The organism is Pectobacterium carotovorum (genome assembly GCF_033898505.1).
Lineage (GTDB): Bacteria > Pseudomonadota > Gammaproteobacteria > Enterobacterales > Enterobacteriaceae > Pectobacterium > Pectobacterium carotovorum_J.
This window is the reverse complement of sequence record NZ_JAXAFK010000001.1, coordinates 1,708,276-1,722,227: the sequence shown is the minus strand read 5'-3', so window position 1 is coordinate 1,722,227 and position 13,952 is coordinate 1,708,276. Positions and strand designations below refer to the sequence as shown.

Below are 13,952 nucleotides of genomic sequence, written 5' to 3'. Positions count from 1 at the left end.
TTAATTGTGAAAACTGTGCGCTGATAGACAAAATTCATTCATGAATTTATTTTTTCATCAACGCGACACAAAATACGGTGTGTTTCCTTTATAAAATTCGGCATTTCTTAGAAAACGTAGTTGAAACCAACTTTGATTTTCCCCTGACGGCTTGATGATGTGCTGGATTGGCTAATATCATCATACTCAATGTAAGGAGTTAGCTGTTTGTTTAACTTATATTGAACTTTGAACTGATGCTCATAGTCCGTTTTGCCATTGTCATAGACGGCGTATTCTCTTTCTGTGAATTCACCCTTGCTATATTTATACGATTTGGTGGTGTTATCGCCGATATAGTAGTTAAAGACGTAAGTCAGATTAATATTATCAAAGCCAGAATACGTTACCCCAGCATCCAAACGGTGGCGTCCGGTGTCGGATTTTGACAAATAAGATTCCCCTGCGTGACCATATTTATCTGACGTGGAAATGATCGAATAACGCGAACTACGTGTCGGTTTCTTATATTCATAACGGTAGCGGCCATAAGTGGACCAGTCGCTGTTAATTCGATAGTTATATTTCAGACCCGGCTGATACATCATGCTGGCATTGCCGATGGAGAATTCAAAGCTAGGCGTTAAGGTGGCGGCCTTGCTTAGCTTGAAGTCCTTACCGATCACCATGCCGCCAGAGCCGCCCTGCATGTCATCATAGGCAACGTCGTAGTTGCTGTTCCCGCCTGCTGACGTACTGAATTTGACTTCGTATGACCAGCCGTTGGTTTTCTTGTGAATGAGCTTGATGGAATCTGCGTGGCGGCGGTCTTCTGTTTTCCAGTTATGTTCGTACTGGAAGGTAGTTTTGCCGTCGGTTTCTGCCTGGGTAAGGAAAGGAGCGAATCCGGCACAAACGATGAGTAGGTTACGTGTGTATATTTTCATTCTGTCTTTCTCTTTCTTGATGAATAAATAATATTATTGGCGCGTGCAGTCTCTATCTTTAAAACCAGACAGTGGATGCCATTTTTTGGGCGTAAAAATAGAATCACCAGAAATGATGATGACGCCATTAATAATGTCAGACAGGGCGATCTCCCTGGTCAATCAGGTTTCTATCAATTCATTTACGCTTCCTTATATACGACGTTGCTTATGAGTTTTTCAATCAGCGAAATGGCTTATGCTGATGAGTGAATGTCGATAATTTACACCGCTTACTGGTTGTCCTAATTATCAGCAGACTTGATAATTAGGCTGTGTGGCATTATGGTGAAAAGGAAACGCTGTTTCATTTATGCGGATCACACATTTGGTTACTCTTTGAAATTTTTTGTAATCATTTCGTCTGGTTATTGTAAGGGCAAGGAAAGAGAGTAACGAGGGTCGCTGTTGTCAGGTTGAGAGATGTATCTCTTGATCGTTAATGATGATAATGATATGTAATTGAACAACAGTTAACCTGTTATCTGCCTTATTTCCGCCCTCAATTCGAAAATATTCTGTGGAAAGCGATTTCCCTAAAAAGAATAAACAGCCAATAGACATCAAATTTCCCTGCAAATTTTCAGGGAACCTATTACGTTTTCATTCCACTCACCTATACCCGTCATCCCTTCGCTCGGCACGCTTGTGGGCCTTTCTGTGTTTGTATGACGCGGGAGATTCGTTTGTTAAGCCTGACGACCACAGAATGGGGACATCAATGATCAATCGTATTGAGAGCGGAAGCCGCTGGGGAAATGCCGCGTCTTTGCCTGCGCAGCATAATACAGAGGCCAGCAGGGGGAGTGGACAACAGGCCGCATTGCCCGCAGCGCGGCCGGGTTCGCATTCAATCGATTTTGGCGATACGTCGCCGAACGTGGCGCAGGTTTCTTCTGAACAGAGGACGATAGCACCCACGCGCGCTTTGCCCGCGGTGCCGAACGTTGCAGACCGTTCACTCATTGCGGAACCCAAACCGCCCGTCGATCTTCAGGCGATAGATAGCTCGGAGCACAGTAACGCCAGGGCGTTGGAGAAATGGTCGGCGCTGTTGAACGATCTGCCGGAAAATGAACGTGAAAAGGCCGCAAAGGAACTGAATCGCCCGCTGGCAGCGGCGAAAATGCTACAGGAAGGCGGGGTTAACGCGGAAAAAGCGCTCGTTTATCTGCGTGAGAATCCCGCCATCTACACGGCGATGGATACGGCAAAAGATGGCGGCAGAGCCGATGGACATATCTCGAATCGGGATACGAAATCCTTTATTAAAAATATGGAGCGCCGCGCCAGCGATGCCGGTCATGCCGTGCGGGAATATAGGGATAAAAACCCGACAGCCGATGCGCAATCACTGCGGTTAGTACACTCTTCCGCGCTTTTGCTGGCCAACGAACCGCTGCTGAATGCCGCCGATGCCAAAAAATCCTACGTGGATTCTCCGCCGAAAGAGAACGATCGCACCAGCACCCTGAGCGACCTGAACGCGATTATGACCGGCAACCCGACGCTATCGCCCCAGCTAAAAGCGGCTGCCCGGCTGTGGTCTAACCCTGGGCTATTTGGGATTCTGGAACATGCGGATGTCAAAGGGGAGAAACTGGCGCGAGTCCCGCATGATGGCAAACTGATGATGAAGGACATGAAAAGCTGGATTCGTGAACAAGCGCCAGTGAACCGTCAGGAAGCGGCGGATACGCTACACAATGCGGCGGCGCTAGGACTGGCGGCAAAAACCGATATCAGTAAGTTGAATGAGGCGGTTTTTACCCGGCCGCAGCAGTACAGCGGGGCGCAAAAGTCGGCGACGCTGGTCAAATTGCAACAGACGCTGGAACAGGTGATGGCGGGGCGCGAATACCGGAATACCGAAGAAACGGAAAAGGTGTTAAATCAACGGATTGAAGCGCTACAGAAAGACGAGGATGTGATTCAGCATTTTGAGCAGGCGGTACCGCGTGAGATAAACACTATTTTACTGTCCGATCCGCTGCTCGCGCAGGCGGCGATGAGCCAACGTTTCTCTACGACGTCACCTGCCGCGCCGCGAACGGTTGGGCTTGATGCCTCTCTCTCGGCTGAGTCGCATGCGGGGGCTGGCGCAAAAAGCGATGCGCGGGCAGTGAAAGAGGCCGGGCGCAGAGTAATGAGTTTTGCTAAATCGTCGCTGCACGCAGAGGATTTAACCAAAGCGGCGGGAAGTAAAACGGCCATTGGCCTGGCTGGTAAAGCTGGCGCAGCGATTGCCGGAAAGGTAGTCGGTGCTATCGCGGGTGAAGCCGCCGGTGCGGCTGCCGCCTCTGCCGTTGGCGCTGCCGCAGGGCCGGTGGGGTGGGCAGTGAGCGGAGCACTCAGCATCGGTATGGGGATTGCGGAGCTGGTGAATTTCTTCAATGCCAAAAGCAAGCTCAAGAACCGGCGGGAAGATTTTGCCAAAACGGTTAATCCTGCGCTGGAACAGTTCAATATTCCCAAACCGCGCTAATGCGCCAGCTTAAATCTCGAAGGCTTAAATTTCAAAAGTTTAAATCTCAAAACCAGGAGCGACTTCTTTCACCGGCTTTTTACACTCTTCGGGCTTTGGTTGATTCGCCGGAAGATTTTTGCAGTCAGGCGCAAAGGGATTCAACGCGTCGCGATTCAGATAGAGCACAAACAGGATCAGAAGGATGAGGGGAATCAGAATACGTTTTCTTTTCATGGTTATCTTTGGTTGCGTTGCAGAAAATGTGGATATGTTAAAAAAACAGGAAAAATTCTAACGCGTTACGCGGCTTTTGTCTTTAGCCTGCTCGGTTTCCGCCTTATTGTAGCGGTTTGGCATGGCGATATCGGCAGAGGTGAAGATGAAAAAGATTCGATTTGCGGCGATTGGGTTAGCGCACAACCACATTTATGACATGTGTCGACAACTGGTTGATGCAGGGGCGGAACTGGTCGGCGTGTTCGAGTCCGATCTGCATAATCGGGAAAAATTCATCTCGCTGTTCCCCGCCGTGCCTTTTGTTGATTCTGCGGAGCAGCTGATTGCCGATGCGTCTATCGATCTTATTGCCTGCGCGGTCATTCCCTGCGACCGAGTCGAACTGGCGCTGCGCACGCTGGATGCAGGCAAAGATTTCTTCACTGCCAAACCGCCGTTGACCACGCTGGAGCAGTTGGATGCCGTCCAGCGCCGGGTCGCGGAAACCGGTCGCAAATTTGCCGTGTACTTTAATGAGCGAATCAATGTGGATAGCGCGCTGTTTGCCGGTGAACTGGTGCAACAGGGTGAGATCGGTCGAGTGATTCAGACGATCGGCGTCGGCCCCCACCGTGAACGCGGCGCACGGCCTGACTGGTTTTATCAAAAGCGTCAGTACGGCGGGATCCTCTGCGATATTGGTATTCATCAGATCGAACAGTTTCTCTATTTTACCGGCAACACCGATGCGCGAGTGGTGACCAGCCAGACGGCAAATTATCATCATCCGCATCAGCCAGAATTCGAGGATTTTGGCGATGCGATGCTGCTGGGTGGCAATGGGGCGACGGGTTATTTTCGCTGTGACTGGTTTACACCGGATGGGTTGAGCGTCTGGGGCGACGGCCGCCTGACGATACTGGGAACGGAAGGCTATATCGAAATCAGGAAATACGTCGATCTGACGCGCGGTGAAAGCAACGTCGTTTATCTGGTGAATGGCAAGGGCGAACAGCGCTTTACCCCCGCAGGCAGCGTCGAACGCACCTTTTTCGCGGATTTTCTGCGTGATTGCCGCGATCGCACCGAGCTTGCGATGTCGCAAGCGCATATCTTCAAGGCGACGGAGCTGTCGATTCTGGCGCAGCAGGCCGCGAAGAAGATCGCCTGACGCGACAGAATCATAAACATCACGATCTGTATTCCGCAGGAATAGCGTGTTTTTGATGCTATGTTCTACGCGTGAAAAAAACGAGGCTTGCATTCTCAGACGGGGCAGAAGCCCCTGCCTGAGAAAGAGCACTTAGTTATTACGGTAAAAGCTCGCGATGCGATGGAAGGATTCTTTAGGCATCCACGGAGGTATTTGTGTTGATCTGGGATCGTTTTCCGGGAACGTTTTAACTAGTGAAAAGCTCATCATGTCCAGATCTTTTGCACCTTCTCCCGTTCTGTAGGTCGGAAAAGAAAATACATAGATGAATACGCCTTCCACACCGGCATGATGAAGAAGTTCAAGCTGCTCTCCAACATAATTGGCTTGTTCTTGTTCACTGCGTACGGGCACGATTCCCCCAGTAAAACTTCCGGTTCCATCAGGATGTTGTCCTTCCAGAAGCATAAAACCGCCAGCCCCTTTTTCTGCTGCACCGACATAACTACAGCAGCCGACTTCCATGACGACAAATGGCTTGTCAGTGCGGTAACGCTCAAGCCCGGAGACATATTCTTCTGACGACTCACCATGCCGATAGTAGTCAACGCCAGTGATATCAAACAGCGAATTATCTACGCTTTCCCAAGAACCTGCGGCATAAGTTAATAGCCCGCCATATTCATTTCGTACCGCTTTGGAAATGTCTTGAAGTACCTCGTTCAACTGCACTAATTTTTCGGCCAGTATCGTCTCGGCCTCTGAAGTGTGATGGTTTTGTCCCAGCGCGCCCAGCCATTCAACCCGCTCTATCACCGTGTTACCGGAGAATATTCCCTGATTAAACAGCGTAATTTCGCAGCCACAGACGAAGATGATTTTTACGCCCTCCTTCCTGAGTATTTCGGCTGCCCGAGCGGCTTCTCTGAAATAAGAAACCAGTTCATTGACTGACACATTCATTTTCCAGGGATTAAAAAAGACGGTAAGCCCAGAGGCATGAGCGAGTCGTGTTGCGACGATCAGACGCTCGATATCTTCTCCTTCGATCCGTATTGCATTCGCATGCATATCGTTGGCGATAGCGTTGATGTCATATCGCACCAGAACAGGATCAAAGGGTTCAACGGATAGAGGATGATTTACAGTAAACCTTAACCCTACATCGTAAACAATACCTTTATATTTCATTTGATTACCTTTCCCTCCTGAAGAAACATCAGACTATCACCAGATTAGCATTGTTCTGCCACTTGCCCGATTTTATCTGTCAAACCAGATCACATAGTGAGTAACAGTGCGATGGCGGAAAGGATATCGCCTGCCCAGTTAGGCGACTGTAGGCTGAAGCCTGCGGCAATAACTGTACCACCAAGCCAGGCTCCGAATGCGTTACCGAAATTGAAAGGCTAATTATTTTGCAACCGTGCTCCGCGATGGCGCACGGTTGTTCCTTTTCTGTGCATGGAAATTGATCGAATCAATCTAACCTCATATAAATCAATAGAATAAAAGCTGGCATGGTTTTCGCTTTAGTGAATTCAATCTTGTATACCAGATGGGATTCACATCATGCCAAGAATGACAGGGCTCACGCTTCAGGAATGGAAACAGCATTATCAACAGCAGGCCGATTGCGTTGGTGAAACGCTAGGCGCACTGCTCGCCAGCTTGTCGTCGGACGATCCGGCGTGGATCGCGCTGGCGACTCCCGAATTGCTTCAGGCACAAATCGCGGCGCTATTGCCTCGGTATCGTGAAAATCCAGACGCGCTGCCGCTGTTCGGCGTTCCTTTTGCCGTCAAAGACAATATTGATGTCGCGGGATGGCCAACGAGCGCGGCATGCCCGGCATTTACCTATCTGGCTGGCGAAGATGCGACTGCCGTTGCCAAACTGAAAGCGGCAGGGGCGATTGTCATTGGCAAAACCAACCTCGATCAGTTTGCGACCGGTCTGGTCGGTACGCGCTCACCGTTTGGTGAAGTGCCAAACACCTTTAACGCGGACTATGTTAGCGGCGGTTCCAGTTCAGGCTCGGCCTCGGTGCTGGCGCGCGGGCTGGTTGCGTTTTCGCTGGGAACCGATACCGCAGGCTCGGGGCGCATTCCTGCCGGGTTTAACAATGTTGTCGGCCTGAAGCCGACGAAAGGGTGGCTATCGGCAAGTGGTGTCGTACCGGCCTGTCGCCTGAATGACACTATCTCCGTGTTTGCGCTAACCGTCGAAGATGCATTTACCGTCGCTGAACTGGCTGGCGGGTACGATGCTGCGGATGCCTACTCGCGCAGCCATCCCGCCAGCGCGCCGGCGGCGCTGCCAGCGCAGCCGCGTTTTGCTATTCCCAGCGATCCGACTTTCTTTGCCGACGTTGTCGCACAGGCTGCCTGGCAGCAGGCGTTGGTCGAACTGGAAGCGGCGGGCGCGACGCTGCATCCGATCGATTTCAGCATTTTCGCGCAGCTAGCCGATCAACTGTATCAAGGCCCCTGGGTGGCTGAACGCACCGTCGCGGTGGGCGATATGCTGCGGCAGCCAGAGAGCATGGATCCGGTGGTGCACGGTATTGTGGCCGGCGGCGAGCGCTTCAGCGCGGTAGAGGCGTTCAGGGCAGAATACCTGCGTGCCGAACTGGCACGTCAGATTAAGCAGACGCTGGCATCGTTCGAGGCATTAGTCGTGCCAACCTCGCCGACAATCCACACGCGTGAGGCGATGAAGCAGGAACCGGTACGCTACAACTCCCAGTTGGGCACTTACACCAACTTTACCAATCTGGCCGATCTCTCGGCGCTAGCGCTGCCAGCACCTTTCCGTACCGATGGTTTGCCGGCAGGGATCACGCTGATTGCGCCCGCCTGGCACGACCGTGCGTTAGCGAGCTTTGGTCTGCGCTGGCAGGCACAGTTGGCGCTCACGCTGGGGGCAACAGGAAAAACGCTGCCTGCGGGACCGGCCACCTTGCCGCCTTCCACATTACACGTCCGTCTCGCCGTTGTTGGCGCACACCTGACGGGCATGCCGCTAAATCACCAACTGACTAGCCGCGATGCCGTGTGGGTGGAAGAGACGCGCACGGCGGAGAACTATCGTCTTTATGCGCTGGCGAATACGCAACCGGCCAAGCCCGGCTTAGCGAAAAGCAACGACGGCGCGGCGATTATCGTCGAACTTTGGGACATCCCGCTGGTGCGCTTTGGTGAGTTCGTCGCGGAAATTCCTGCGCCGCTGGGCATTGGCACGCTGACGTTAGCCGACGGACGGCAGGTTAAAGGCTTTATCTGCGAACCGGCTGCGCTGAGCGATGCCGTGGATATCACGGAATTCGGCGGCTGGCGTCACTGGCTAGCCCGTCAGGAGGCGTCCCATGTTTAAGACCGTACTGATCGCTAACCGGGGTGAAATTGCCTGCCGCGCCATACGCACGTTGAAGCGTTTGGGGATAACCAGCGTGGCGATTTATTCCGACGCGGATAAAAACGCCCTGCATGTGAAAGACGCAGACATCGCTGTACCGATTGGTGGCGAGAAGGCCAGCGATAGCTATCTGCGTATCGATAAGGTGCTTGCCGCCGCACAGCAGACGGGGGCAGAGGCTGTCTGGCCGGGCTACGGTTTTCTGTCAGAGAGCCTGCCGTTTGCCGCGGCGTGTGAAAAGGCCGGCATTGCGTTTGTTGGGCCAACCGCGCAGCAAATTGGCGAGTTTGGCTTGAAACACCGCGCCCGTGAATTGGCCGCTGCCGCTGGTGTGCCAATGACGCCAGGAACGCCGCTGCTGGCCTCTCTGGAGGACGCACTGGCCGCCGCCGAGGACATCGGCTATCCGGTGATGCTGAAAAGTACCGCCGGTGGCGGCGGCATTGGTCTGACGCGCTGCGCGGATGCCGTGGCGTTACAGGCTGCGTGGGAAAGCGTGCGCCGTTTGGGCGAACAGTTCTTCAGTGATGCGGGCGTGTTCCTCGAACGCTGTATCGATCGGGCACGTCACGTCGAAGTACAGATTTTTGGCGATGGCAAAGGTCGCGTGGTGGCGCTGGGCGAACGTGATTGCTCATTGCAACGCCGTAACCAGAAGGTTGTGGAGGAAACGCCCGCACCGCATTTGCCGGACGCCACGCGCGCGGCGCTGCTGGCCTCAGCGGTGAAACTGGGTGAACTGGTTAACTATCGCAGCGCGGGAACGGTGGAATATATCTACGACGCCGAGCGTGATGCGTTCTTTTTCCTCGAAGTGAATACCCGTTTGCAGGTGGAACACCCGGTAACGGAGTGTGTCACCGGGCTGGATTTGGTCGAATGTATGCTGCGCGTCGCGGCGGATGAACCGCTGGACTGGGCGCAATTGACGCAGGCACCGCGTGGTGCCGCGATTGAAGTCCGCATTTACGCGGAAGATCCACTGAAAAATTTCCAACCCAGCCCCGGCGTGCTGACCGAAGTGGCGTTTCCTGCTGGCGTGCGGGTTGACGGCTGGGTGAGTACCGGCACCGAGGTGTCGGCGTATTACGATCCGATGATCGCCAAACTGATCGTTCATGCGGAAACCCGTGAACTGGCACTGGAGAAGATGCGGCAGGCGCTGAATGCCACGCGTTTGCACGGTATTGCCACCAACCTCGATTACCTGCGCCAGATTATCACCACCGATGCGTTTCGCAACGGAACGGTCTGGACGCGGATGCTCGACAGCTTTACGCCATCTGCCTCGGTGATTGAGGTGATTCAACCCGGTACCTGGAGCAGCGTGCAGGACTACCCCGGACGCCTCGGCTATTGGGATATCGGCGTACCGCCGTCCGGCCCGATGGACGATTTCGCGTTCCGTCTGGCGAACCGTATTGTCGGCAACGATGAGGCAGCGGCAGGGCTGGAGTTTACGCTGCAAGGCCCGACGTTGCGCTTCCACTGTGAGGCGGTAATTGCGCTGACGGGAGCAGACTGTCCGGCGATGCTGGATGGGGAAACGGTGCCGTATTGGCAGCCGGTGACGGTAACAGCGGGGCAAACGTTGACGCTGGGGCGCGCGCAGTCTGGCTGTCGCACCTATCTGGCGGTACGCAACGGCATTGATGTGCCGCAGTATCTCGGCAGCCGTTCGACTTTCGCGCTGGGGGAATTTGGCGGTCATGCCGGACGAACGCTGCGCGTGGCGGATATGCTGGCGATTTCTCAGCCTGACTTGCCCGCTTGCACCACGCCCACGCCGGTGAGCGCACCGCAAGCTGTGGACGCCGCACTCATTCCGCAGTACGGCGATGAGTGGCGCATTGGCGTGCTCTATGGTCCACACGGTGCGCCGGATTTCTTTACCCACGCGGCGATTGATGAATTCTTCGCAGCGGAATGGCAGGTGCACTACAACTCGAATCGGCTGGGCGTGCGTCTGGTCGGGCCGAAACCCACCTGGACGCGGGCTAACGGCGGCGAGGCGGGTCTCCATCCTTCCAATGTTCACGACTGTGAATACGCCATTGGCGCGGTGAATTTTACCGGTGATTTCCCGGTGATCCTCACCAGAGACGGTCCGAGTCTGGGCGGATTTGTCTGTCCGGTCACGATTGCTAAAGCGGAACTGTGGAAAGTCGGTCAGATGAAGCCCGGCGATCGTATCCGTTTCCATCCCATCAGCGCAGATGAAGCGCTGGCGCTGGAACAGGCGCAGTCTGCCTGCGTGTCCACGCTGGGTACGGCGCATTCACCCGCGTTTGATGTACCCTCGCTGGCGACAACGGAGCACGGTTCTGCCACGGTGCTGGCTGCGGTATCGGCTACCGCGACTACGCCAGCCGCCGTGTATCGTCAGGCAGGAGATAACTATGTTCTGATTGAATACGGCGACAACGTGCTGGATCTGGCGCTGCGGCTGCGCGTTCATCTGTTAATGGCGGCGATCCGCGCCTCAGAAACGGCAGGGATCGAAGAACTGTCGCCCGGCGTGCGTTCGCTACAGGTGCGCTATGACAGTCGGGTTATCCGCCAGCGTGCGCTGCTGGACATGCTACTGCATCTGGAAAATCAGCTGGGTGACGTCAGCCAGATGAAAGTGCCGTCGCGCATCGTCCATTTACCGATGGCGTTTGAAGACAGCGCCACGCTCGGTGCAGTGGAGCGCTACCGTGAAACCGTCCGCGCCAGCGCGCCCTGGCTGCCGAACAACGTTGATTTTATTCAACGTATTAACGGATTACCGAGCCGTGAAAACGTTCGCGACATCATTTTTGATGCCAGCTACCTGATTCTGGGGCTGGGCGACGTTTATCTCGGCGCGCCCTGTGCGGTGCCAGTCGATCCGCGCCACCGTCTGCTGAGTTCCAAATACAACCCGGCGCGTACTTTCACCGCCGAAGGTACGGTTGGCATCGGCGGCATGTACATGTGCATCTATGGCATGGATTCGCCGGGCGGCTATCAACTGGTGGGGCGCACGCTGCCTATCTGGAACAAATTCCTCAAAAACGATCAGTTCATTGCGGGCGAGCCGTGGCTGCTGCGCTTCTTCGATCAGGTGCGGTTTTATCCGGTCAGCGAAGCTGAACTCACGGCGCTGCGTGACGATTTCCGCGAAGGGCGTGCCGCGATCCATATCGAAGAAACCGAATTTGATTTTGCGGAACACACCCATTTCCTAACGGAGCAGGCCGACGATATTGCCGCGTTCCGTCAGCGTCAGGCCACCGCGTTTGAAACGGAAGTGGCGCTGTGGCAGCAGGAGGATGACAGCGCGCAACAGGAGGCGATATCGGCTGAGCCGGTAGAGAACGATGACGATGCGTTTCAGGTCAGTGCAGACATGAATGGCAACATCTGGAAAGTGCTGGTGAAGGTGGGGGATGTCATCGAAGCCGGACAGCCACTGATTATCGTCGAAGCCATGAAGATGGAACTGACGATTAGCGCGCCGCAGTCTGGCCGGGTGAAGCGCATCGGTTGCCAGCCGGGACGACCCGTCAGCCCCGGCGATGCCTTGCTGTGGTTGGAGTAGGCACTGGGAAAAAAAGGCTGGCTGAAATAAGCATGCCCTGAATAAACGGACGAACGGTAACAAACGGCGAGGCGAAGAAAACGATGCGAGCAGGGACACAAAAGAGCAGTAAAGATCGCCCGGAAGCGCTGGCGGAGCGGGTGTATCAAGCACTGAAAAACGACATTTTTGACTTCCGCCTGATGCCGGGCGACCGCTTTAGTGAAAATGAAATTGCCGAGCGGATGTCGGTCAGCCGTACGCCGGTGCGTCAGGCGCTGTTCTGGCTGGAGCGGGAAGGCTATGTCGAAGTCTATTTCCGCAGCGGCTGGCAGGTTCGTCCGTTTGACTTCGCCTATTTCGAAGAGCTGTATGACTTTCGCATCGTGCTGGAGCGTGAAGCCATTCGGCGACTGTGCGGAATGCCGCCGGGGCGCTGTGCCGAGCTATTGGCGGATCTAAAACGCTTCTGGATTGAAGAACCACGACTGGATGACGGCAAGATTGTTTCCCGTTACGACGAAGGGTTCCATCGGGGGCTGGTGACAGCGGCAGGCAATAGCGAAATGGCGCGGGTTCACGGCGAACTGACGGAGAAAATTCGCATTATTCGGCGTCTCGATTTTACCCGCGAGGATCGTATCGACGCGACCTATAAAGAACACGCCCGTATTTTACTGGCGATATTGCAACAGCATACCGAGGAGGCGCAGCGCATTCTGACCGACCACATTGCCGTCAGTAAGGCCGAAGTCAGGAAGATCACCTTACACATGCTACAGCAGGCGCGACCTCAATCGGTTTCAACGCAATCTGTTTCAACGGAAGTGGTTTCACCTGACGCCTCACACGATTCCATTCTCACTCAACACGACTTAAGGGCTAATAAATGAAAAGACGTTCATTGCTAAAAGTTTTTGCGCTTTCTGCGACAGTGGTTGGCATGGGGTTGACCTGGAGCGTGCAGGCAGCGGACACCATCAAAGTCGGCATTATGCATTCGCTGTCCGGCACGATGGCGATTTCGGAAACGCCGCTGAAGGATGTGGCGCTGATGACCATTGATGAAATCAACGCCAAAGGCGGCGTGTTGGGTAAAAAACTGGAACCGGTGGTGGTCGACCCCGCCTCGAACTGGCCGCTGTTTGCCGAAAAAGCCCGCCAACTGCTGACGCAGGACAAAGCAGCGGTGGTGTTCGGGTGCTGGACATCGGTATCGCGTAAATCGGTTCTGCCAGTGTTTGAAGAGTTAAACGGGCTGCTGTTCTATCCGGTGCAGTATGAAGGCGAAGAGATGTCGCCGAACGTGTTCTACACCGGTGCGGCACCGAATCAGCAGGCGATCCCGGCGGTGGAATACCTGATGAGCGAAGACGGCGGGGCGGCTAAGCGCTTCTTCCTGCTGGGTACGGACTACGTGTATCCGCGTACCACCAACAAGATCCTGCGCGCGTTCCTGCATTCGAAAGGCGTGCAGGACAAAGATATTGAGGAAGTTTATACGCCGTTTGGCCACAGTGATTACCAGACCATTGTTTCCAACATCAAGAAGTTCTCGACGGGCGGCAAGACCGCGGTGGTGTCCACCATCAACGGTGATTCCAACGTGCCGTTCTATAAAGAGCTGGCGAATCAGGGAATCAAAGCGACCGATGTGCCGGTTATCGCGTTCTCGGTCGGTGAAGAGGAACTGCGCGGGATCGACACCAAGCCGCTGGTCGGCCATTTAGCCGCGTGGAACTACTTTGAATCGGTCGATAATCCAACCAATGCCGATTTTGTCGAAGCCTACAAAGCCTATGCCAAAGCAAAAAATCTGCCGAACGCAGGCACGGTGGTGACTAACGATCCGATGGAAGCCACCTATGTGGGCATCCATATGTGGGCGCAGGCGGTAGAGAAAGCGGGTACCACAGACGTGGATAAAGTCCGCGCCGCGATGGCCGGCCAGACCTTTGCCGCACCGGATGGCTTTACGCTGACGATGGACAAAACCAACCACCATCTGCACAAGCCGGTGATGATTGGCGAAATTGAGGAAAACGGCCAGTTCAACGTGGTCTGGCAAACGGATAAACCGGTTCGCGCGCAGCCGTGGAGCCCGTACATCGCCGGCAATGATAAGAAGCCCGATCATCCAATCAAAGCCGCACAGTAAACATCGTCTCTACACCCCGTCCAGCATACCGG

General features: G+C 54.5%; 9 protein-coding genes. 6 read left to right on the top strand and 3 right to left on the bottom strand.

Annotated features, from left to right (window positions below; translation table 11 throughout):
• Positions 1–107: 107 nt before the first annotated feature.
• Positions 108–926 carry an oligogalacturonate-specific porin KdgM family protein gene (locus R9X49_RS07725; protein WP_319847834.1) on the bottom strand — a complete coding sequence of 273 codons (819 nt, stop codon included), beginning with the start codon at positions 924–926 and terminating at the stop codon, positions 108–110.
• Positions 927–1,686: 760 nt separating this feature from the next.
• On the opposite strand from R9X49_RS07725, the gene R9X49_RS07720 reads away from it, so the two are divergent.
• Positions 1,687–3,450, top strand: a complete 1,764-nt coding sequence (locus R9X49_RS07720; RefSeq protein WP_319847833.1) for a type III effector HrpK domain-containing protein — start codon at positions 1,687–1,689, stop codon at positions 3,448–3,450.
• Positions 3,451–3,489: 39 nt separating this feature from the next.
• On the opposite strand, the gene R9X49_RS07715 is transcribed toward R9X49_RS07720, so the two are convergent.
• A complete protein-coding gene (locus R9X49_RS07715; RefSeq protein WP_180740915.1) occupies positions 3,490–3,666 on the bottom strand; it encodes a hypothetical protein in 177 nt (58 codons plus the stop codon).
• A gap of 145 nt (positions 3,667–3,811) precedes the next feature.
• On the opposite strand from R9X49_RS07715, the gene R9X49_RS07710 reads away from it, so the two are divergent.
• Positions 3,812–4,819: a Gfo/Idh/MocA family oxidoreductase gene (locus R9X49_RS07710; RefSeq protein ID WP_319847832.1), complete on the top strand. Its 1,008-nt coding sequence runs from the start codon at positions 3,812–3,814 to the stop codon at positions 4,817–4,819.
• A 132-nt stretch (positions 4,820–4,951) separates the two neighbouring features.
• Here the strand turns inward: R9X49_RS07710 and R9X49_RS07705 are convergent, their stop codons facing one another.
• Positions 4,952–5,992, bottom strand: coding sequence for a hypothetical protein (locus tag R9X49_RS07705; RefSeq protein ID WP_319847831.1), 1,041 nt, complete (start codon positions 5,990–5,992; stop codon positions 4,952–4,954).
• 381 nt (positions 5,993–6,373) lie between these two features.
• On the opposite strand from R9X49_RS07705, the gene atzF reads away from it, so the two are divergent.
• The 4 genes from atzF to urtA all read left to right on the top strand — a co-directional run bounded on the left by atzF (position 6,374) and on the right by urtA (position 13,920).
• Complete coding sequence (gene atzF, locus R9X49_RS07695; protein ID WP_319847830.1) at positions 6,374–8,176, top strand: allophanate hydrolase; 1,803 nt, start codon at positions 6,374–6,376, stop codon at positions 8,174–8,176.
• Positions 8,169–11,783 (top strand): urea carboxylase, encoded by a 3,615-nt coding sequence (gene uca / locus R9X49_RS07690; RefSeq protein WP_319847829.1) that lies wholly within the window; start codon positions 8,169–8,171, stop codon positions 11,781–11,783. Before atzF ends, uca begins: the two co-directional genes overlap by 8 nt.
• 83 nt (positions 11,784–11,866) lie before the next feature.
• Positions 11,867–12,655 (top strand): GntR family transcriptional regulator, encoded by a 789-nt coding sequence (locus R9X49_RS07685; protein WP_319847828.1) that lies wholly within the window; start codon positions 11,867–11,869, stop codon positions 12,653–12,655.
• Entirely contained in the window at positions 12,652–13,920 is a 1,269-nt protein-coding gene (gene urtA, locus R9X49_RS07680) for an urea ABC transporter substrate-binding protein (RefSeq protein ID WP_319847827.1), read from the top strand. The genes R9X49_RS07685 and urtA overlap by 4 nt, the downstream gene beginning before the upstream one ends.
• The last annotated feature ends 32 nt before the right edge of the window (positions 13,921–13,952 follow it).